Raw genomic sequence first — 21,922 nt, 5'->3', positions numbered from 1 at the left:
AAATACCTGATTTACGGCTGTGATCGCTTGGGTTTGCCGGTAGTGCGCGTCGTTCGCTGAAAAAATTACATGCCGTGCGTAGTAACGCGGCGGCCGCCCGGGTGTTTTTTTATCCATTGCGGACCTTGGGCGAAACATAACCCTCTCTTCGCGATACGCGAGATCGGAGATTTGTGGTGTTCAACAGCCGTAGAAAGCGGGGCGGCAGGCTCCGCAATAATGCAGGCATCGCGGCAATTTCGCTGGTCGCCGCCGCGACCATTGGCGGTATCGCTGTGTTCCCGGCTTCGGTCTCGGCCCAGACGCCTTCGCCGCTCGGCGAATGGCAATATTCGGTCGGTATTCCGCTGCAGAAGATGTGGCAGCCCAATATCCCGGACTGGCAGGTACGCCTTGGGCTGGCGACGTCGTTCCAGCCGCGCTACGAGGGCTCGGACCGGTATCACCTCATGACGGGCCCGAGCATCGACGTGCGCTACAAGGATCTGTTCTTCTTATCGAGCGGCGAGGGTTTCGGCGTCAACTTCGCGCAAGGCCAGAACTGGCGCGCCAGTGTGGCGGCCGTCTACGACCTCGGACGGCGCGGCCATGACGATCCGCAGGAACTGAACGGTCTCGGCAATATCAATCCGGCGCCGGGTATCAAACTGGCCGGCGAATACGTGCTGTCGAAAGACTTCCCGCTGGTGTTACGCGCCGACGTCAGACGCTATTTCGGCGGTTCGAACGGCTGGACTGGCGATTTCGGCGCATATATGCCGATGCCGGGCAGCACGAAGCAGTTCTTCTGGTTCGCCGGTCCGAATGTGACGCTGGCGGACTCCACTTACATGAATAGCTGGTTCGGCGTGAATCAGAGTCAGGCTGCGCACTCGCAGTTTTCGCAATACCACGCCAGTGCGGGCTTCAAGTCGGTGGGCTTTGGCATCAGCGCGGTGTGGCTGTTCGACAAGCATTGGTTCGCCACCGCGGACGGCGCATTCCAACAGTTGGTCGGCAGCGCGGGCAATAGTCCCGTCACGCATCGCAAGGCCAATGGCGTAGCCGATATTTCCATCAACTATCGCTTCTGATGCAGCGCTCTTGCGTATGAGTGTCATGGACAGCGGCGCGCAAATGCAGCGCGCCGCATTGCCAGTGATCGGCAACCCGGCAAACGGCACGTGCGATCGGGCCGTTTGCGGGTACATGGTTTGCTGCCTTCATTCGGCGCGTTAGACCGGATTTCCCCGCCGGCACGCCTCGAACGCAAGGAGCAGATTCTCATGGCAGGTAAAACGAATGCACAGAAGCCGGTAGCGAAAAACGCGCCGGCGAATGGGCCGCAACCGGATCCGAAATCGAAGGATCTCGAACAGTTTCGAGTTCATCCAGAAGGCGAGGCGCTGAGAACCAATCAGGGCGTCAAGATCGCCGACAATCAGAACACGCTGCGCGCTGGCCCGCGCGGCCCCTCCCTGCTTGAAGACTTCATCATGCGTGAGAAGATCACGCACTTCGACCATGAGCGTATTCCTGAGCGCATCGTGCACGCGCGCGGCTCGGCGGCGCACGGCGTGTTTCAGGTGTACGAATCGATGCAGGAATACACCAAGGCCGCGTTTCTGCAGGATCCCGCTGTGCAGACGCCGGTGTATGTGCGCTTTTCCACGGTACAGGGCCCGCGCGGTTCCGCCGACACGGTGCGCGACGTGCGCGGCTTCGCCGTGAAGTTCTATACGCAGGAAGGCAATTACGATCTGGTCGGCAACAACATGCCGGTGTTCTTCATTCAGGACGCCATCAAGTTTCCCGACTTCGTGCATGCGGTCAAGCCGGAAGCGCCGAACGAAATGCCGACTGGCGGTTCCGCGCACGACACCTTCTGGGATTTCGTCTCGCTGGTGCCCGAGTCCGCGCATATGGTGCTGTGGACCATGTCGGACCGTGCGATCCCGCGCAGCCTGCGCACCATGGAAGGCTTCGGCATTCACACGTTCCGTTTCGTGAATGCGCAAGGCAAGGGGCGCTTCGTCAAATTTCACTGGCGCCCGGTGCTGGGCTCGTACTCGCTGCTATGGGACGAAGCGCAGAAGCTGGCCGGTAAAGACCCGGATTTTCATCGGCGCGATTTGTGGGAGTCGATCGAACGGGGGGACTTTCCCGAGTTCGAGCTCGGCGTGCAGATCATCGAGGAAGCGGACGAACATAAGTTCGACTTCGACCTGCTCGATCCGACCAAGCTGATTCCGGAAGAACTGGTGCCGGTGAAGATCATCGGCAAAATGACGCTCAATCGCAATCCGGACAACTTCTTCGCCGAAACCGAACAGGTGGCGTTTCATCCGGGCCATGTCGTGCCTGGCATCGACTTTTCGAACGATCCGCTTCTGCAAGGTCGTCTGTTCTCGTACACGGATACGCAGATCAGCCGCCTGGGCGGCCCGAACTTTCACGAGATTCCAATCAACCGGCCCGTATGTCCGTTCAACAACAACCAGCGTGACGCAATGCACCGGCAGACCATCAACGTCGGCCAGGCCTCGTACGAGCCGAATTCGCTGAGCGGCGGCTGGCCGAAGGAAACCGATCCGGCGCCGTCCGACGGCGGCTTCGAAAGCTATCAGGAGCGCGTGGAAGGCACCAAGATTCGCGTGCGCAGCGAATCGTTCGCCGATCATTTCTCGCAGGCCGCGCTGTTTTACAACAGCATGTCCCAGCCCGAGAAAGACCATATCGCCGCGGCTTATCAGTTCGAACTCGGCAAGGTGACGAAGCCGGAGATTCGTGCACGCGTGGTGAACGAGATTCTCGCCAACTTCGATGCGGGGCTCGCGGCGCAGGTGGCCGACGGGCTGGGTTTGCCGACACCGAAGAAAGGCACGGCGAAGCTGTCCGGTCCCAAGGAATCACCGGCGCTGAGCCTGCTCAACCGCGTGAAGCCGGGCATCAAGACCCGCAAGATCGCGTTGCTGGCCGCGCCCGGTTCCGATGGCGCCGCCATCAGGAAGCTTCAGCAGGCGCTGCAAGGCGAGGGCGCAACGCCCATGTTGATCGCCCCGACGCTCGCCGCGATCGACGGCATGGCGCCGGACGCCACGATTGCCGGCTTGCCGTCGATCATGTTCGACGCGGTGATCGTGGTGGGTGGCGACCAGGGCGCGAAGACGCTGGCGCAATCGGGCGACGCGCGGCATTTCGTGCTCGAGGCGTTCAAGCATCTGAAGGCGATTGCGGCAATCGGCGCGGGGCGTGACGTGCTCGCCGCGGCGCACTTGCCGGACAATGCCGACGGCGTCGCAACCGGCGACGACAAGCAGGCCGCTGAAGTACTGAAGGCCTTCATCAAGGCAGCCGAGAAGCACCGCGTGTGGTCGCGTGCGCAGCAGGCCGAGACCGTGCCGGCGTAAGCGTCTGTCGAATCGTTTCGGAAGAAGCCTGGCAGGTGCAGACCCGCCAGGTTTTTTCATGCTACGGATTCACCCGCGTGCCATCCAGCCGATGCGTATTCTTCGGCGCGGCGGCAGCGGCGGCCGCGGCTGCCGACACACCCGCCGGACCTTCGGGGAGATCGCCGGGACGCGAGGCCTGCACCGCCTGCGGGTACAGCGCGAGCAACGCGCGCAGCACGCCGTTGGTCCAACCGAACCCGTCCTGCAACGGATATTCGCCGCCGCCCGCCGAGACGCCGGGTGTGGCGGCGTCGATATCGTATTTCTCGACGAGCTTGCCCGTGTGCTGGTAGTACGACACATTGGTTTCGATCCAGCGTGTCGCGATGGTTTGCGCGAGTGCCGGTTCGCTGTAACGGCGCAAGCCGATCACCGCCAGATACTGCAATGGTGCCCAGCCGTTCGGCGCATCCCACTGCTGGCCGCTCGCCACTTGCGTGGTGGCGAGCCCACCCGGGCGGAGCAACTCACGCTGCAACGTGGCGGCAACAGCCTTTGCCTGCTGACGGCTGGCTATGCCCGTATACAGCGGATACACTGTCGCGGCGGTGAGTCTGTGCGTCAGCGTGCGATGCACGAAGTCGTAATCGCCGAATGCCTGCAACTGCGGATCCCACAGCACGCGGCGAATGGCTTCGGCGCGGGCGGCGGTGCGCCGTTCCATATTTTCCGCATGCGTGACGTCGCCGCGCAGACGGTAGGCCTTCGCCAGCGTGCGCTCCAGATCGGTCAGCAGGCAATTCAGATCGACGGGCACGAGCGAGGTCACGTCGACGGTGGCGAGCGTCTTGCCGTCCGCGAACCAGCGCGAGCTGAAATCCCAGCCGGTTTCGCCGCCGGCGCGCAGATTGCGCCAGAGATCCGCGGCGTCGCGTTGCGGGGTCTGCTGCGCGGTCAGCACGTCTTCGCGATACGACTCGTCGCGCGGGGCCGCGCGTTCGTCCCAATAGCGATTGAGCAGGGTGCCGTCCGGCAGGCGCACCACATGGCGGTTCGCGTGGCCTGCGGAGAGGCCTTCGCTGCCGTCCATCCAGTATGCGTACTCGCGCTGCAATTCGGGCAGATATTGCGCGTAGACGGCGTCGCCGTCTTTTTCGGCGACGAGCCGCACCATCTGCGCGAAGAACGGCGGTTGCGAGCGGCTCAGATAGTAGGTGCGATTGCCGTTCGGAATATGGCCGTAGCGGTCGATCAAGGTCGCGAAGTTCTTCAGTTCGTCGACGACCAGCGCATGCTGGCCGCTCTGTTCGAGGCCGAGCATGATGAAGTACGAGTCCCAGTAGTAGATCTCATCGAAGCGGTCGCCCGGCACGATATACGCATACGGCAGCGGCAGCAGCGAGGACCACGGGCTCGCGGTCGCGTCCGGCTCGCGGCGCAGTACGTTCCAGAGCGTATCGATATGGCCGGTCACGTCCTGATTCGGGTCGGAGACATAGGCCTTCGCCGTGCGCGTGGGCAATGTGAAGTTGTGCTTCACGAAGTCGGCGAGACTGAAGCGGGGATGTTGCTTCGCGGCGTCGTACGCGGCGGCGATCTGAGCGGGCGCTCGAAGCGGCACCATGTCCGCGAACGTTTTGCTGTCCGGATAGAGATGCGCGAGTTGCACATAGCGATAGAGCGTGGGGTAATACTCAGACGGCGGAATGGGCACGACGGGCGAAGCCTGGGTGGGCGGTTCGACATGCACGGTGGCGGCCACGATGCCGCGAGGCGTCGAGGGCAAATCGCCAATCTGGGCTGCGCCGCTCAGTGAGGCATGCCATACGAACACTGCGGCGAGGAGCGTGCGAAGGGGGGCGCGAGTGAGTGTGGCGAAGGCGTGAGAAGGCATCGGCTACCGGATAAAAGTGGGGCGGCGATCGAATGATCGAACGGCGGATTGGTATTCCTCGCACGATTGACTCACGCAACCGGCGCAAAGTTGCGTGATCCGGCAGCAGCCCCGCCCAGCAAGCCTAAAACCGCACGCGGGCATCTCAAAAATAGACCCCATCCTGTATGATTACGCCCGTCGTATCGCGACAAAACGAATCAACCGAACTTCTGAAAAATATTCCGAATCGACCCGATTCGCCAAGCCGAAGACAGAAAAAATGACCGCATCCCAGGCCGTCGACCAGAATCGTTTTCGCAGCATCATTCGGCGCAACATCGCGTTGCCTTTGGGTGTCGGCCTCGTGACGATGGCTGTCTTCGTCGGACTGATTGCTTATCTGGTCTCGACCATGAATTGGGCCGAGCACTCCGAGCGCGTGATCGGCCAGGCCAATGAAATGCTGCGTCTCGCGGTCGACCGCGAATCCTCGATGCGAGGCTTCCTGATCACGGGCGACGAGAGTTTTCTCGCGCCTTATGAAGAAGGCGGCCCGCGCTTCAAGACCCAGATCGAAGCCTTGCAGGAACTGGTTTCCGACAACCCGCCACAGGTCGACAAGCTCAAACAGATCGAGGCGATCCAGCAGCGCTGGAACCGCTACGCTGAGGAGATGATCGACGCGCGCCGCCGTAATCAGAATTTCGAAAGCGCTGTGGCGAGCGGTCGCGGCAAGATCGAATTCGACGAGACGCGCCGTGAATTCGGCGATTTTCTCGATGTCGAATTACGCCTGCGCCAGGAACGCGCGGAGGCGACGCGCCGTGTCACCACCACGCTCGTGAGCGTGTTTCTGCTCTTTAGCCTGGGCGTGAGCGGACTGCTTGCGTGGATGGGGCGGCGCGAACTGATGAGCCTCTCGTCCACGTATGACGGCGTGCTACGTCAGCAGGCCGAACAGACCGAGATGTTGCAGGAGCAGGTATGGTTGCGCTCGGGGCAACGCCTGCTTGCCGAAAAGGTCGTTGGTCAAGCCACCCCGCCGCTGGTGGGCCGCGCAATGCTCGACTTCCTCGCGCAGTATCTCGACGCCGCCGTTGCCGCGCTCTATGTACGCGACAAACGGCATGGCGCGCTGCGCCGCATTGCGACGTACGGCTTCAGCCGTGAGAGCGAACAGGCCACCGCGCGCAATTTCGAAGAAGGCGAGACGCTGATCGGCCAGGCGGCCGCCGCACGCCGCACGCTGGTCTTGCGCGACGTGCCGGCAAATTATGTGCAGGTGGTGTCGGCGACCGGCAGGAGCGCGCCGAAGAACCTGCTCATCGTGCCGATCGAAAACGACGGCGAGGTCAACGGCGTGGTCGAACTGGGCTTTGTGCGCGAACTGGCGCCGCGCGACCAGGAGTTCATGGAACTGATCGCCAGCAGCATGGGCGATTTCGTCGAAGCAGCGCTGTATCGGGAGCGGTTGCAGGATGCGCTGGCAGAAACGCAGCAGTTGAATGAAGAGTTGCAGGTTCAGCAGGAAGAGTTGCGCGTCTCCAATGAAGGACTCGAAGAACGCGGCCGCGCGCTGATGGAATCGCAAACGCGACTGGAAGCGCAGCAGGCCGAACTCGAACAGACCAACGTGCAACTGGAAGAATATGCGCAGCGTCTCGAGCGGCAGAAGTCCGATTTGCTGCGTGCGCAGGACGACCTTGCGGCCAACGCGGCGCGCCTCGAACAGTCGAGCCGCTACAAGTCCGAATTTCTCGCCAACATGTCGCACGAACTGCGCACGCCGCTGAACAGTTCGCTGATTCTCGCGAAGCTGCTGCAGCAGAACCGCACCGGCAATCTGACCGAAGAACAGGTGCGCTACGCGGAGACGATTCACGCCTCCAACAGCGACCTGCTGGTGCTGATCAACGACATTCTCGATCTGTCGAAGGTCGAAGCCGGCCAGGTCACGGTCGAACTCGAAACGGTGTCGATCGACGCGACCTTGCAGGCGCTCGAGGAAATGTTCAAGCCAATGGCGGCCGCGAGGCATTTGCGGCTCGCCTTCGAGCGCTTGCCGGGCACGCCGGATACGTTCATCAGCGACGGCCAGCGCGTCACGCAGATTCTGCGCAACCTGCTTTCGAACGCGGTGAAATTCACCGAGCACGGCGAGGTGGCGCTCTCGGTTGCACCCACTGACGGCGGGATGCTGCGTATCGACGTGCGCGACTCCGGCATCGGCATCGCGCCCGACAAGCTGGACATGATCTTCGAGGCGTTCCAGCAGGCGGACGGTTCGACCAGTCGCCAATACGGCGGTAGCGGTCTGGGTCTGTCGATTTCGCGCGAGTTTTCGCGTCTGCTGGGCGGCCGGATCACGGTGGCGAGCGAAGTCGGCAAGGGCAGCGTGTTTACGCTGTGGCTGCCGCTCGATGCTGAAGCGGCCTTGAGCGCAAACGAGGGCGCCTGCGTGCCGGCGCCGGTGTCCGTATCGGTATCGGTATCGGCGCAGGGAAGTGCGCCGGCCGCGGCGGGATCGACGGCAGAACCGCTGCTGACGCGGCCGTCTTCGAGCGGCAGCACGACCACGGTGATTACGCCTGCCAACGGACTTACCACGGGCAACGCACCCGAAACCCCGATTGGCCCGATTGCCGACGACCGTGACAATCGTACGCGTGCGGGCCGCCTGATCGTGGCCGTGGAAGACGATCTCGCGTTCGCCGAAATCCTGCGCGATCTGACGCATGAACTCGATTTCGATTTCGTTCACGCGAGCGACGCCGCCAGCGGTCTCGCGCTGGTGCGCGACATGCGCCCGGCGGCGGTGCTGCTCGACGTCGGCTTGCCGGACCGGTCCGGCCTGACCGTGCTGGAGTGGCTGAAGAACGATCCGCTCACACGGCATATTCCGATTCATATCGTCTCGGCCACCGACCACGCCGACAAGGCGCTGCACCTCGGCGCCATCGGCTATACGCTCAAGCCGACCGCGCGCGGCACGATGGAAGCCGCGATCCGCCGCCTTGAGGCGCGTCTGCAACAGCGCCTCAAACGCGTGCTGGTGATCGAGGACGACGCGCCGATGCGCGAAAGCATCCGCGCGCTGCTGCAAAGCGAGAATACGGAAATCGTTGCGGTCGCAACCTTGGCCGAAGCGCTGGCGTATCTGGCAAAGGTCACGTTCGACTGCGTGGTGACCGATCTCGCGCTGCCCGACGGCACCGGCTACGATCTGCTGGAACGGCTCGCCACGAACACCGTGCATGTCTCGCTGCCGGTCATCGTGTACACCGGCCGCATGCTCTCCGACGACGAAGAGCACCGCCTGCGCCGCTATTCGAAGTCGATCATCATCAAGGGGGCGAAGTCGCCCGAGCGTCTGCTCGACGAAGTCACGCTATTCCTGCACAGCGTCGAATCGTCGCTCGCACCCGAGCAGCAGCGCATGCTGCGCACCGTGCGTCAGCGCGACAATGCCTTTGAAGGCCGCACGATCCTGCTGGCTGAGGACGACGTGCGCAATATTTTTGCGCTCTCGCACGTGCTGGAGCCGCTCGGTGCGAAACTGCAGATTGCGCGCAACGGCCGCGAAGCGCTCGAAGCGCTGGAAAACGGACCCGAAGTGCATCTGATCCTGATGGATATCATGATGCCGGAGATGGACGGCTTGACCGCGATGGGCGAGATTCGCCGCAATCCGCGTTTTGCGCATCTGCCGATCATCGCGCTGACCGCCAAGGCAATGGCGAACGACCGCACCCGTTGCCTCGAAGCCGGCGCGGACGATTACGTCTCCAAGCCGATCGACGTAGACAAACTGGTCGCGCTGTGCCGCGTGTGGTTGCGGCAACGCTAGCGGGGAACGGGAACACGTGAGCGAGTACGCATGAGCCAGTCCGAATTCGATGCGCCGCAACGCATCAGCGATTTCGACATCGAGTTGAAACTGCTGCTGGAGGCGATTTATCTCAAGTATCAGCACGACTTTCGCCACTATGCGATATCGTCGCTGCGGCGCCGCCTGTCGCAGGCGCTCGATGAGTTCGGGCTCAAGACGCTGTCGCAGTTGCAGGACCGCATCATGCGTCACGGCGACGAGTTCTCGCGGCTGTTCCAGTACCTCACGGTGCAGGTGAGCGACATGTTTCGCGATCCGGCGTATTTCCTTGCGCTGCGCGAGCATGTTCTGCCGCGTCTGCGTACTTATCCGTCGATCAAGGTGTGGGTGGCAGGATGCAGCACGGGCGAGGAACTCTGGTCGCTGAAAATCCTCTTCGACGAGGAGGGTCTGACCGAGCGCACGCTGTTCTACGCGACCGACATCAGTCCGGACGCACTGGCGCGGGCCGAGTCCGGCATCTACACGCTCGACCGGATTCAGGGCTTCACGCAGAACTATCTGGCCGCAGGCGGCAAGCGTTCGCTGTCGGATTACTATCACGCCGCGTATGGCGGCGCGCGTTTTGCCGGCTCGCTGAAAGAGCGCGTGGTGTTCGCCGACCACAGCCTCTCCACCGACGAAGTTTTTCTCGAAGCGCATCTGGTATCGTGCCGCAACGTGCTGATCTACTTCGATCGCGGTTTGCAGGATCGCGCGCTGGGTCTGTTTGAGAACGCGCTCGTGCGGCGCGGTTTTCTGGGTTTGGGCAGCAAGGAAAGTTTGCGTTTTTCCCGTCATTACGAAGCGTTCGACGAGTTTCGCCCAGGCGAACGCATTTATCAGAAGCGCTAGCACGTCCATCATGCCACGCCCAACTGTCCAGCCAGCCGCCGATCCTCAACCGCGCGCAGATGAAGCGCGCGGCTACGAGCTCGTCGTGATCGGCTGCTCGGCGGGTGGCATGGAAGTGCTGAGCGTGCTGCTCGGCGCGCTGCCCACGGATTTCGCACCGGCCGTGATGATTGTCACGCACCTCCCGCCCGATTCGCCGAGCTACCTTGTGGATGCTCTCGCGCACCGCTGCGCGTTGCCCGTGATCGAGCCCGATGCGGGCGAACGCATCATGCCGGGCCGTGTGCACATTGCGCCGCCGGGGTATCACATGCTGGTGGAGGTGGACCGCACCGTTGCGCTGTCCACCGACGCCGCCGTGCGTTTTTCGCGGCCCTCGATCGACGTGCTGTTCGACTCGGCGGCCGCCGTGTATGGCGAGCGCCTGCTGGCGATCCTGCTGTCCGGCGCCAACGACGACGGCGTGCAGGGACTGAAGCGCGTGCGCGCGTTGGGCGGCACCACCTGGGTGCAGGCGCCGGACACCGCCGGCTCCCCCGAGATGCCGCGTGCCGCGATCGAGCGCGGCGCAGCGGATTTTATTTACTCTCCTGAAACCTTAGGCCGGCGGCTTGCCGCATTGCCGGCCTCTTTCTGACCCGATGCCATGACGAATTCACCTGTGAACATTCTGATCGTCGACGACATCGTCCACAACATCACGGCGCTCGAGGCCTTGCTGGCGCGGCCGGATCTTGCCGTGCTGGTGGCCGATTCGGGCACTGCGGCGCTCGACCTGCTGCTCAAGCACGAAGTCGCGCTGGCGATTCTCGACGTCAACATGCCGGGCATGAACGGCTTCGAACTGGCCGCGCTGATGCGTGGCAGTCCGCGTACCTCGCACGTGCCGATCATCTTCCTGACGGCGACCGCGCAGGACGCTTCGCGTACCTTCCGCGGCTATGAAGCCGGCGCGGTCGACTTCCTGTACAAGCCGTTCGATCCGCGCATCCTGCAATCCAAGGTGGATGTGTTCGTGCAGCTCGAACAGCAGAAGCGTCAGCTCGCGGCGCAACTCGTCACCACGCGGCAGATGCTGGAGGCCAACGAAATGCTGATGGCGGTACTGAGTCACGATTTGCGCACGCCGCTGAGCGCGGTGCTGGCGTCGGCGGAATACCTGATGCGTACGGCGGCCGACGAACAATCGGTCACCGTGGCCGCGCGCGTGAAGAACAGTTCGCTGCGCATGGCGCGCATGGTCGATCAGTTGCTCAATCTCGCCCGCTTGCAGGGCGGGCGCCTGCCGTTGCAGCCGCGCTCGATCGAGTTGGCCACGCTGTGCCGGTCGGTGATCGACGAGTTCGCGTCGCGGGAGAACGGCAAGCAGATCGTGTTCGCGAGCCGCGGCAATACCGCGGGCGCGTGGGACACGGACCTCGTCTGGCAGGCCGTGTCGAACTTGGTGAGCAATGCGTTGCATCATGGCGCGCCGGGCGGCGATATCGGCGTCGAAGTGGATGGCGAAGCGGTCGATTCAGTGCGCCTGACGGTCGCCAATCGCGGGACCATTCCGCCCGAGGTGTTTCCGCATCTGTTCAAGGCTTTTGGGCCGAACAATAGCGGTGCCCGTTCGCGTGAAGGGCTGGGGCTCGGCCTGCATATCGTGCAGGAGATCGCGCGCATGCACGGCGGCAACGTCAGCGTGAATTCCGAGGAAGCCACGGGCACGATCTTTACGATCGAGCTGCCGAGAATGGTGACGTTCCAGCGCGGGTCGTTTACGCGGAAGTGAGCGCGTTTATCCGGGGCGTCTGTCTGACGCGCTGAACTGACGCGCTTATGCGACGCGCTGAACCGGTGGCAAAAAACCGGCCCCGCGTTCCGCTGTGCTACGCTTGCTGGAACCCACCCCAGCACGGCGAGCCGATTCCCATCATGCGTTCCTGGCGCATTTCTCCACCGCACCGCGGCGAACAGATCAGCACCTCGCGTGCGGCCGAGCTCGTCATGTCGATCTCGCATGCGGATGCCGACGCGCTTGCCGCAAGCATGCTGAAAACAGTCGGCGACACGCTGCCGGTTTCGCAATGCACCATCTTCGCTTATGAATTCGACGCGAGGCCGCGCACGGTTTCCGCGGCCGATCATCGCGGCGGCCGTTTTCTGCGCGACGTCGCCGATCGCTATGCCACGCATTTCTATGCGCTCGACGGCAACCGCGCGATCATCGGCCGCTCGCACGAAAGACCGGCTCGCGACGCATTGGTGCTGCACCAGCAGCAAAGCGACGAGATCGAAAACGAAGCCTATCGCGCGGCCTGCTACGCACAGCCGAACGTGTCCGACCGGTTATCGTTGCTCGTGCAGCCCGTGGAAAGCGTCTGGCTGTCGATCAATCTGTATCGCGACCGCGCCTATGGGGTATTTCAGCCGGGCGAACTGGAGCATGTGGAAAGCCTCGCGCACCTGTTCGCGCACACGGCCAAGGGCCATTACGCGCTCAACGGACAGCATCAGCAAGGTTCGGCCGCCGCGATGCTGGCGCGCGTCAGACGTGCTTGCCCGGCCCTCACGCCGCGCGAACTCGACGTGCTGCGCGGCACGCTGGAAGGCGCGAGCGCCGCTGAAATCGCACAGCGTATGGGCGTCAAGCCTGCCAGTGTAATTACCTATCAGAAGCGTGCTTACGCGCGCCTTGGGATATCGAGCCAGCGCCAGTTGTTCGCGTTGTGCATGGTGCCCGAGCGGACCTGAGCCGGCGGCTAGAGCCTCGGCCCGTCAGGCACGCCTTGACCGTGTCTCGGCCTGCGTTTCGCGATCCCAGCGTTTCAGCCACGGCATGATGAAATCCGCGAAACCGTCGGCGGGGGGCGACAGCGCGCGCTCGGTGGAGCGATACACGCACACTTCGCGGATCGTTTCGGGGTCGACAATACGCTTCATGATCAGCCCGAAGCTGCGCGCCAACGGCGCGACGTAGGCGGGCGCGAGCGTGACGGCGAGGCCCTGCGCGGCGAGGCCGAACGCCGTGGTGACGTTGTCCACCACGTCTACGGGAACGATGCGCGCCTCCACCGGCAGGTTGGCCAGCATTTGCCCGACCGCGCGCTCGTGGTCGCGGCCGGTGGCGATGATCGGCACGCCGCGCAAGTGCGGCCATTGCACACGGCGCCGCGCGCTCAACGGATGGCTCGGCGCGCACCACATCACCCAGGGACTCGCGAACGCCGGGTCGCAACGCACGCGCGTGCCGCTTGGGCGGTCGGGGCCAATGGCGAGATCCACGTCGCCGCTTTCCACGCGCTCCACCAGTTGTTCGACCACGGTGTCGCAAATGCGCACCACGACCTTGGGTTTGTCGTGCGCATAGTCGGCAATGGCCGCGGGCAGCGCGGTCGCCGCCAGCACCAGCGGCGCGCCGATCCGTACGATGCCGGCCGCGCGGTTGCGGATATCGTCGGCGGATTGCGCGGCGGCGCGCACGTGGCGCAACACCGATTCCGCCGACGACAGAAAATCCTGGCCCGCGCTCGACAGATTCACGCGACGCGTGGTCCGATCGAACAGGCGAAAGCCGAGTTCCGTTTCGAGGTCGCCCAGCAACTGGCTGACCGCCGACGAAGTCAGCCCGAGCCGCTCCGCCGCCGCGCCGATGCTATGCAAATCGACGATGGCGAGAAACGCTTCGAACTGACGGATGGTGACGCGCGTGAGTGGCATCAGGCGATTCTAAAGAAAAACTTACGAATCGTGAAAAATCGATTGATTGTGTTTCACGGGCCGTTCGGGGAGACTTGTCCCAATCGACGCGCCCGGCCAAACCCGCTTAGACTTCCGTCTCGCCCTGTTGTGAGCAGGCCGGCGCGTCAGCCGGAGCATGCGGGGCCGTCGTTGCACAACACCAGCGCCAACCGGGGCCGAAGCGAAGCCACCACGGCGCCGTATTCAAGGATTGACCATGTTCGACCACATTCCCGCTTATCCAGGCGACCCGATTCTGAGCCTGAACGAAGACTTTCAACTCGACCCGCGCACCAACAAGGTCAATCTGAGCATCGGCATCTATTTCGACGACGCCGGCAGGCTGCCCGTGATGAACGCGGTGCGCCGGGCCGAAACCGCGCTGCTCGATTCGATCGGCCCGCGCTCATATCTGCCGATGGCCGGCCTACCGCTCTATCGCGATGCGGCGCAGGCGCTCGTATTCGGCGCGGACAGCGAGGCACGCAAGGCGGGCCGGATCGCGACGTTGCAAACCATCGGCGGATCGGGCGCGCTCAAGGTCGGCGCAGATTTCCTGAAGCACTATTTCCCGGGCTCGCAGCTCTGGATCAGCGACCCCAGCTGGGAAAACCATCGCGTCGTATTCGAGGGCGCGGGGCTGACGGTCAACACCTATCCGTACTACGACGAACACACGGGAGGCTTGCGTTTCGCCGACATGCTCGAAACGATCGGCCGCTTGCCGGAACAGAGCGTGGTGCTGTTGCACGCGTGCTGCCACAACCCGACCGGCGTCGATCTGAGCCCGGCGCAATGGGCCGAACTGGTGCCGGTATTGCAGCGCCGCAAGCTGATCGCGTTCGTCGATATGGCTTACCAGGGTTTTGGCGCGGGTCTGGAAGAAGACTCCGCCTGCGTGCGCCTGCTGGCCGACGCGGGCATTCCGTTGATCGCCGCGAATTCGTTTTCGAAGAATTTTTCGCTGTACGGCGAGCGTGTGGGTGCATTGAGCGTGGTCTGCAAAAGCGCGGAAGAGGCCGGCCGCGTGCTCGGTCAATTGATGTCGACGGTGCGCGCGAACTACAGCAATCCGCCCACGCATGGCGCGCGGCTCGTCGCCAACGTGCTGGCGGATGCGTCGTTGCGCGCTTCGTGGGAAGCGGAACTCGCCGCCATGCGCGAGCGGATTCTCGCCATGCGCGGCACGATCCACGCCGGACTCGCCGGCCGTGTGGACGAAGTGATGCGCGCGCGCTACGTCGCGCAGCGCGGCATGTTCACCTACACCGGCCTGAGCCAAAGCCAGGTGGCGCGTCTGCGCAGCGAATACGCGGTGTACGTGCTGCGCTCCGGGCGCATGTGCGTGGCCGGGTTGAACGCACGCAACGCGGGGTATGTGGCGGAGTCGATCGCGGCCGTGGTGTCGGGCGCCTAAGCACGATTTCTGGATCGACAGAACGATAACAGGAGACGCAAATGACCACACTTGAAATGCCGGCGCCGAGCGCGCCGAAAGCCCACACGATGCATCCGGACGAATGGCACGCGCGCGTGCAGCTCGCGGCGTGCTATCGCATTTTCGACATGCTCGGCTGGACGGAGATGATCTATAACCACATCACGCTGCGCGTTCCCGCCAGCGTGAGCGGCGGCGAGCGGCACTTCCTGATCAATCCGTTCGGGCTGCACTATAGCGAGGTGACGGCGAGCAACCTCGTGAAGATTGACGCACGAGGGCGCGTGCTCGATCACTCGCCGTATCCGGTGAACCCGGCCGGCTTCGTCGTGCATGCGGCGATTCACGAGGGCCTGCCGGACGCGCACTGCGTGATGCACACGCACACTACGGCGGGCGTCGCCGTGGCCTGTCTGGAAGACGGTTTGCAGCAGACCAACTTCTACAGCGCGCAATTGCACGACCGCATTGCGTATCACGACTTCGAGGGCATCACGGTGCACGCGGAAGAAGGTCCGCGCCTGCTCGCGCATATCGGCGACAAACAGGCGGTGATCCTGCGCAATCATGGCCTGCTTGCGTGGGGCCACACCTTGCCGCAAACTTTCGCGGTCCTGTGGACGCTCAATCGCGCCTGCGAAATCCAGATGGCGACGTTCGCGATGGGCCGCGCGCGGCCGGTGCCGGAAGACGTTGCGATCCGCTGCTCGCGCGACGCGCTGCAGTTCGATCCGCGCCACGGCGCGGGGCAGGACGTGTTCGACGCGCTGGTGCGGCGAGTGGACCGCATCGACGCCAGTTACAAGGATTGAAACGATGAAAGTAGCTATCTACGGCGCGGGCGCGATCGGCGGCTGGATGGGTGTGAAGCTCGCGCAGGCCGGCCATGACGTGAGCGTGGTGGCGCGCGGCGAAACGCTTGCCGCGCTGCGCGAGCACGGCCTGCGTCTGATCGAGGGCGGCGTGACGCATGGCGTGAAGGTGAACGCGAGCGACAAGCCCGCCAATCTCGGCGTGCAGGATCTCGTCGTGGTCGCCGTCAAGGGACCGGCAATGGCGTCCGTGGCCGCGCAGATCGCGCCGCTGCTGAACCCGCAGACCATCGTGCTGACCGCGATGAACGGCGTGCCCTGGTGGTTTTGCGACGGGCTCGGGCGGGACTTTGCCGGCAAGCGCCTGAAGTCGATCGATCCCGACGGCGCGATCGCCGCTGCGATTCCGGTTGCGCAGACGGTGGGCTGCGTGGTGCACGCCAGTTGCCTCGTCGAAGCGCCGGGCGTCATCCGGCATCATCAGGGCAATGGGCTGATTATCGGCGAGGCGTCGGGGCGGTCGGGCGAGCGCGCCGCGGCGCTCACGGCCACGCTTGCGGCGGCCGGCTTCAATGCATCGACGTCGGCGCAGATTCAGCGCGACGTCTGGTACAAGCTGTGGGGCAACATGACGATGAATCCGATCAGCGCGATCACCGGCGCGACGACCGACCGGATTCTCAGCGACGAGTTGGCGCGCAACTTCGTGACGAGCATCATGCTGGAGGCGAGGGAGATTGGCGCGCGCTTCGGCATTCCGATCGAACAGGAACCGGCGGACCGCCACGCGATCACGCTCAAACTCGGCGCGATGAAAACCTCGATGCTGCAGGACGTGCAGGCGGGTAAAGCGGTCGAACTCGACGCGCTGGTGGGCGCGGTACGCGAGCTGGGACAACTGACGGGCGTTGCCACGCCGTACACGGATGCTCTGCTCGGACTCGCGCGGCTGCATGCGAGCACGCTGGGTTTGTATCCGAAGCAGTGATGCCTGTGTCTGAAGGAAAAGCTGCCGCGCCCATGCCAGGCGCGGCAGTTTTTTTACGCTTTATGCCGTCACCTCGGTCGAAGCCGGCAGCCGCGCCGCTTCGATCAACGACAAGGCCCGCTGCGGGTCGTCGAGTTCGGTCAGGCAGAGCATCGCAAGGCGGGCCAGATAGAGCGGCGCCTGCGGTTCGCCCTGGTTCGTGAGGGTCTTGCAGAGGGTCGTGTAGACCAGATCGAGATCGCTGTCCGTCATGATGTGAGTCTCCGTGAATCAGATCGTCAGCGCCGCGCTGATGGCGCGCTGCGTGGCTGCCGCGCTGCCGTTGCGCCAGCGGGCGAGTACGTGGCCGTCTGGCCGGATCAGATAGACCGTGCCGGGCGTGGCGTCGAACCGCTCGTGCAGGCTGTCGGCGTGGTCGATCAGGGTCGGGCTGGTGGCATGCGCGGTCTCATCCGTGACCAGTGTGACGGCTTTGAACGGAATCCCTTGCCCTGCCAGCGAGCGTTGCAACTCCTGCCATGCATGCTCTTGCGTCGAATCGCTGCTCGCGCCGAAGCGCAGCGCCGTGAAACAAGGCTCGAGCAGATCGGTGAGATGGATATCCACGCTCTCGCCGCCGTCCATGCGTTTGAGCCGGCATTCCGGCAGCACGCTGCCGGGCGCCGGGCCTCGGCTGAACGAGCCAGGCGCGTCGGCGGCGGCCTCGTTGAGCGGCGACTGCGTATAAGCGATTGCATGCGTCTGCCGCGGATTGATCAGCGGACGCACGGCGGCGTGCCGCTCGGCGAGACCGAGCACGGCCTCGCGCATCAGATTGAACGCGAACGAAGGCGGCGCCATGAATTCCGTGCTCTTCATGCCGTAGCTCAGATTCTCGCGCGCCGCGAACACGCGCTCGTCGTTGTAGGTGTCGAGCAGACGCGGCGAAGCCAGGCCGTTCACCACGCAAGCCAGTTTCCAGCCGAGGTTGTCCGCGTCGTCGATACCGGAATTGGCGCCGCGCACGCCGAAAATCGGCACGAGATGCGCGGCGTCGCCCGCGAACAGCACCGGGCCGTGCCGGTAGCGTTCGAGCGTCAGCGCGTTGGCTTTGTAGACGGTGATCCAGATCGGCGACCATTCGCCGGTTTCGCCCATCGAGTCGAGCACGCTCTGCACGCGCGGCAGGACGTTCGCGGGCTTCACGGCGGCTTCCGGGTCTTCGTCGTCGCGAAGCTGGTAGTCGATGCGCCAGACGTTGTCGGGCTGCTTGTGCACCAGTACCGTCGAACCGGGATTGGAGGGCGGATCGAAGTAGGCGAGGCGCTCGGCGGCGCGCTTGCTGTCCAGTTCGATATCCACGATCACGTAGCGGCCTTCGTACGTGGTGCCGGTGAGCTTGAGGCCGAGCGCCTCGCGAATCGTGCTGCGGCCGCCGTCGCAGGCCACGACCCAGTCGGCGTGCATCTGCCACGCGGTGTCGCCGGTGCGCAGCGTGAGCGTTGCGCCGGAGGTGCTGGCCAGCTCGGCGCGGTCGTCTTTCGCCTGATCCGGTTCGATGCCGGTCACGCGGGTCTGCCAGCGGATCTCGATCAGCTCGGCATGCCGTTCCACTTCGTCCAGCAGCAACTGTTCGATCTGGTATTGCGCGATGTTGATCATCGGCGGCAGCGATTGTTCGTCGTCGTGATGCATGGCGAAGCGGAACACTTCGGCGTCGCGGTAGAAGCTGCGGCCGCCTGCCCACGGCAAGCCCTTTTGCAGGAAGCCTTGCACGACGCCGAGGCGCTTGAAAATCTCCAGACTGCGGCGCGAAATGCAGATGGCGCGGCTGCCGATGCATACGCTGTCGTCGGCTTCGATCAACACCGAGCGCACGCCCTGGCGAGCCAGCGCGAGCGCAAGCGTCATGCCGACCGGGCCGCCGCCGACGATCGCCACCGGCCGCCCGAGCGGGTCGCGCCCGTCGACTAGCGGTGGCACCACGCCCTCATGGCGGCGAGGCGAAAACGGATAGGGTTTGAAGGGGCGGTTCATGCGCGTCTCCTGGATCTTCGATACCGGGTGGATTGCCCGCCGGGGCTGGTTGGCTCTTCACAGGCGGAGCGAATCGGTAACGAAGTATGAAGGAGGGCGCGCGCGGCGCTGTCCTCATTTTGGGTACAGAAGCTCGGTACAGAAGCAGCGCATGGCAGGGCCGCGCCACTGAGCTGCCCACGCCGCCGCATGCGAGGAGGGCGGACCGTGACGCGGCATCTGTTTGCCGCAGGCTACCTGGTAACGGGCGCAGCGGAGGTCAGACGGTCCGCGTTGGTGCGAAACCATTCAACCGAAAAGTCGACGAATGACCGCGTCTTCGCGGAAATGTGGCGGCGATCCGCGTACACCAGCGCCAACTCTTTGTCGGCATTGGTGATGCGGAAGTCCGTCAGAACCTGCATGAGCGTGCCGCTGCGCAAATCGTTCAGCACATGGTTCTCAGGCAGCACCGCGATCCCCATGCCCGCGAGCGCGGCTTGCCGCAGCATCAGCGCATTGTTCACCATCAGCGCGGCGTCGAGCGTCACGCGTTTCTCGCGCCGGTCCGGCGCAGCGAAGATCCAGTCGCCGTCATGCGAGGCGGCAGTGAGGGCAAGAAAGGTGTGCGAGGTCAGATCCGCCGGCCGCGACGGAACCCCTTTGACGGCGAGGTAACTGGGCGACGCGACGGCAATGGGACGGACACTCAGCAGCGAGCGTTTGATCAACGTAGTGCCGCCGATCTGCTTGGGCAGCACGATGCCGACGTCAAAGCCTTCTTTCACGAAATCGACGTGCTGGTGCAACAGCGTGACCGAGAGTCTGACATTCGGATACTGCCGCAGATATTCCTGCAGCAGCGGCGTGAGGCTGGACAGTGAGAACGATGCGCCGGCCGCGATTCTCAGCGTGCCGGCCGGCTCGATCGTGCCGCGTATCGTGACGGTTTCGATCTCCTCGATTTCGTCGAGTACGTTGCGGCAACCCTTTGAGTAGATCTCCCCCTCTTCGGTCAGGGAGAGGCTGCGTGTATTGCGATTGACAAGTCTTGTGTTCAGGTGAGCTTCGAGTTGCTCGAGGTAGCGCGTGGCCATCGCATTCGAAATGCCGAGATTGGCTGCCGCCTGTCCGAATGACATGGTATCTGCGATGTTGATAAATACTCGCATTGCCTGAAGCTGATTCATGATATCACCAACGCTTTAACAGATATGTGCGGGAAAATTGAGATATTAGTTTTTAACAGATAATCAATGGTCTCCCTGTCTACGATATATAGGTGGGTTAAATATGATTTAATTTTTATTTACGGTATCGGTATTTCTTTCTCAAAAAAAGGCGGGGTTTTATTTTGTTGGGCTTGAGCAACGGTCAGGCCTGGCGGATCGTGACGCGATTATGGATGGGAATTATACGCATCCGGCACCACGCCGGGTTTGCCTGTCGTTTTCGAGATTATCTCAAATATAAGTTAAAAATACTTTTGCATTGTTTTGCATGATTGCGTTCGAGGCCGGCGTCTAGAATGCAAATTGCACGCAGAGTCTGTCTTCAATATGTATTCCAATGAAATTGGAGATGGGTGCATCCTGGTTGCGGCAGATTTAATCTCATGCCGGCAACCGAGTTTTAAGATAAAACGCCAAGGTATTCGAAATGAAAAAAATCATTACTGCGACCGCCGTCTCCGCCACTTTTGCGTGCGCGGCGCACGCCCAGAGCAGCGTCACGCTATACGGCATTGTCGATGCGGGCCTGACCTATGTGAGCAATGAAGTCAGCAAGGATTCCACCGTAACGTCCGACGGGCGCGTCACGGGTGGCAAGGCCATGTTCGGCATGACCGGCGGCAACATCCAGCCGAGCCGCTGGGGCCTGCGCGGGGTCGAAGATCTGGGTGGCGGGCTGAAAACGGTCTTCAACCTGGAAAGCGGATTCAACATTGCGAACGGCAACCAGGCTGTGTCCAACAAGCTGTTCAACCGCCAGGCGTATGTCGGCCTGTCCAATGAGTACGGTACGGTTTCGTTCGGCCGCCAGTACGACTCCGTGGTCGACTATCTCGCGCCGCTGACAGCGGCCGGCAGCTGGGGCGGCACGTACTTCGCGCATCCGGGCGACAACGACAACGCCAACTCGTCGATCAGCGTCAACAACTCGGTCAAGTTCCAGAGCGCGAACTACGCCGGCTTCTCGATGAGCGGCCTGTACGGCTTCTCGAACAATGCGGGCTTCGCCGACAACCGGGCGTACAGCATCGGCGCGGGTTACCGCAACGGTGGCTTGCAACTGGGCGCGGCCTATCTCCAGTACCAGGGCATGGACCTGAATCAGAGCAATGGCGCGATCAGCGGCGGCACCTTCGCGGCATCCGCTGTCAGCGGTGTTCAGAATCAGCGTACCTGGGGTCTCGGCGGAAGCTACACGTTCGGTCCGTTCATTCTCGGCACCGTCTTTACGCAGAGCCGCTTCCAGGACAAGTTCTCTGACATCTCGGTCCGTTACAACAACTACGAGGTCAATGCACGCTACAACCTGACGCCGGAACTGGGTTTGGGCGCGGCCTACACTTATACGCAGGCACTGCGCGCCACGCCGGGCACCAGCGACACGAACACCGGCGCGGCCCACTGGAATCAGTTCGGTCTGCAGGCTGACTACTCGCTGTCCAAGCGTACCGACGTTTACGCGGAAGCGGTCACGCAGCTCGGCGCGAACAACGGTCGCGGGCTGAATACCGTGCAAATCAACGGCACCTCCGCGCCGTCCACGGCGAGCAACCAGTTTCTCGTGACGACGGGCATCCGTCACCGGTTCTGATGTCACTGCTGTTGCCGTTTGCCGGGCTGATGCGGCCGACCATCCTTTAGAGACCATTTCAAAAAGACCCCGAGGGGGCTGTTAACCTTTTCGGCAAGCTGTTAACCTTGGCCATCTGAACAACAGGAACCAAGGGGATGGGCACGCCGATCATTGATGACGAACTGTGGGCA

16 protein-coding genes are annotated in these 21,922 nt (G+C 63.1%); 11 read left to right on the top strand and 5 right to left on the bottom strand.

Annotated elements, in window-relative coordinates; genetic code table 11:
• Positions 1-176 precede the first annotated feature (176 nt).
• Together NE850_RS31130 and katE are read left to right on the top strand one after the other, a co-directional pair.
• Entirely contained in the window at positions 177-1,073 is an 897-nt protein-coding gene (locus tag NE850_RS31130) for a MipA/OmpV family protein (protein WP_310699820.1), read from the top strand.
• A gap of 192 nt (positions 1,074-1,265) precedes the next feature.
• The gene (gene katE, locus NE850_RS31125; protein WP_007177470.1) at positions 1,266-3,389 is read left to right on the top strand and encodes a catalase HPII; all 2,124 of its coding nucleotides are present in this window, start codon (positions 1,266-1,268) and stop codon (positions 3,387-3,389) included.
• A gap of 61 nt (positions 3,390-3,450) precedes the next feature.
• Here the strand turns inward: katE and treF are convergent, their stop codons facing one another.
• Complete coding sequence (gene treF, locus NE850_RS31120) at positions 3,451-5,265, bottom strand: alpha,alpha-trehalase TreF (RefSeq protein WP_007177469.1); 1,815 nt, start codon at positions 5,263-5,265, stop codon at positions 3,451-3,453.
• A gap of 262 nt (positions 5,266-5,527) precedes the next feature.
• On the opposite strand from treF, the gene NE850_RS31115 reads away from it, so the two are divergent.
• The 5 genes from NE850_RS31115 (at position 5,528) to NE850_RS31095 (ending at position 12,706) form a co-directional block, all read left to right on the top strand.
• Positions 5,528-9,094, top strand: coding sequence for a response regulator (locus tag NE850_RS31115; protein ID WP_007177468.1), 3,567 nt, complete (start codon positions 5,528-5,530; stop codon positions 9,092-9,094).
• A gap of 30 nt (positions 9,095-9,124) precedes the next feature.
• Positions 9,125-9,970 (top strand): protein-glutamate O-methyltransferase CheR, encoded by an 846-nt coding sequence (locus NE850_RS31110; RefSeq protein ID WP_165188496.1) that lies wholly within the window; start codon positions 9,125-9,127, stop codon positions 9,968-9,970.
• Positions 9,971-9,980: 10 nt separating this feature from the next.
• Complete coding sequence (locus NE850_RS31105; protein ID WP_165188495.1) at positions 9,981-10,607, top strand: chemotaxis protein CheB; 627 nt, start codon at positions 9,981-9,983, stop codon at positions 10,605-10,607.
• A 9-nt stretch (positions 10,608-10,616) separates the two neighbouring features.
• Positions 10,617-11,744 carry a hybrid sensor histidine kinase/response regulator gene (locus NE850_RS31100; RefSeq protein WP_007177465.1) on the top strand — a complete coding sequence of 376 codons (1,128 nt, stop codon included), beginning with the start codon at positions 10,617-10,619 and terminating at the stop codon, positions 11,742-11,744.
• 143 nt (positions 11,745-11,887) lie between these two features.
• Positions 11,888-12,706 (top strand): helix-turn-helix transcriptional regulator, encoded by an 819-nt coding sequence (locus tag NE850_RS31095; protein WP_007177464.1) that lies wholly within the window; start codon positions 11,888-11,890, stop codon positions 12,704-12,706.
• A 24-nt stretch (positions 12,707-12,730) separates the two neighbouring features.
• Here NE850_RS31095 and NE850_RS31090 read toward each other — a convergent pair whose 3' ends face one another.
• Positions 12,731-13,672 carry a LysR family transcriptional regulator gene (locus NE850_RS31090; RefSeq protein WP_007177463.1) on the bottom strand — a complete coding sequence of 314 codons (942 nt, stop codon included), beginning with the start codon at positions 13,670-13,672 and terminating at the stop codon, positions 12,731-12,733.
• Between the two features lie 238 nt (positions 13,673-13,910).
• On the opposite strand from NE850_RS31090, the gene NE850_RS31085 reads away from it, so the two are divergent.
• The 3 genes from NE850_RS31085 to NE850_RS31075 are packed head-to-tail and all read left to right on the top strand — an operon-like array spanning position 13,911 to position 16,931.
• On the top strand, positions 13,911-15,110 hold the full coding sequence (locus NE850_RS31085; RefSeq protein WP_007177462.1) for an amino acid aminotransferase: 1,200 nt from the start codon (positions 13,911-13,913) through the stop codon (positions 15,108-15,110).
• A 41-nt stretch (positions 15,111-15,151) separates the two neighbouring features.
• Positions 15,152-15,943: a class II aldolase/adducin family protein gene (locus NE850_RS31080; protein ID WP_310699819.1), complete on the top strand. Its 792-nt coding sequence runs from the start codon at positions 15,152-15,154 to the stop codon at positions 15,941-15,943.
• A gap of 4 nt (positions 15,944-15,947) precedes the next feature.
• Complete coding sequence (locus NE850_RS31075; protein ID WP_007177460.1) at positions 15,948-16,931, top strand: 2-dehydropantoate 2-reductase; 984 nt, start codon at positions 15,948-15,950, stop codon at positions 16,929-16,931.
• A 60-nt stretch (positions 16,932-16,991) separates the two neighbouring features.
• On the opposite strand, the gene NE850_RS31070 is transcribed toward NE850_RS31075, so the two are convergent.
• The 3 genes from NE850_RS31070 to NE850_RS31060 all read right to left on the bottom strand — a co-directional run bounded on the left by NE850_RS31070 (position 16,992) and on the right by NE850_RS31060 (position 20,098).
• The gene (locus tag NE850_RS31070; RefSeq protein ID WP_007177459.1) at positions 16,992-17,183 is read right to left on the bottom strand and encodes a hypothetical protein; all 192 of its coding nucleotides are present in this window, start codon (positions 17,181-17,183) and stop codon (positions 16,992-16,994) included.
• Between the two features lie 18 nt (positions 17,184-17,201).
• The gene (locus tag NE850_RS31065; RefSeq protein ID WP_007177458.1) at positions 17,202-18,947 is read right to left on the bottom strand and encodes an FAD-dependent oxidoreductase; all 1,746 of its coding nucleotides are present in this window, start codon (positions 18,945-18,947) and stop codon (positions 17,202-17,204) included.
• Between the two features lie 233 nt (positions 18,948-19,180).
• Complete coding sequence (locus tag NE850_RS31060; protein WP_268738028.1) at positions 19,181-20,098, bottom strand: LysR family transcriptional regulator; 918 nt, start codon at positions 20,096-20,098, stop codon at positions 19,181-19,183.
• A 487-nt stretch (positions 20,099-20,585) separates the two neighbouring features.
• Here NE850_RS31060 and NE850_RS31055 point away from each other — a divergent pair, with 487 nt between their 5' ends.
• Positions 20,586-21,749 (top strand): porin, encoded by a 1,164-nt coding sequence (locus NE850_RS31055; protein WP_007177456.1) that lies wholly within the window; start codon positions 20,586-20,588, stop codon positions 21,747-21,749.
• Positions 21,750-21,922: the final 173 nt, after the last annotated feature.

The organism is Paraburkholderia sp. USG1, from assembly GCF_031570135.1.
In the GTDB taxonomy this organism is placed as follows: Bacteria; Pseudomonadota; Gammaproteobacteria; order Burkholderiales; family Burkholderiaceae; genus Paraburkholderia; species Paraburkholderia dioscoreae.
This window is presented reverse-complemented; position numbering and strand designations above follow the sequence as displayed.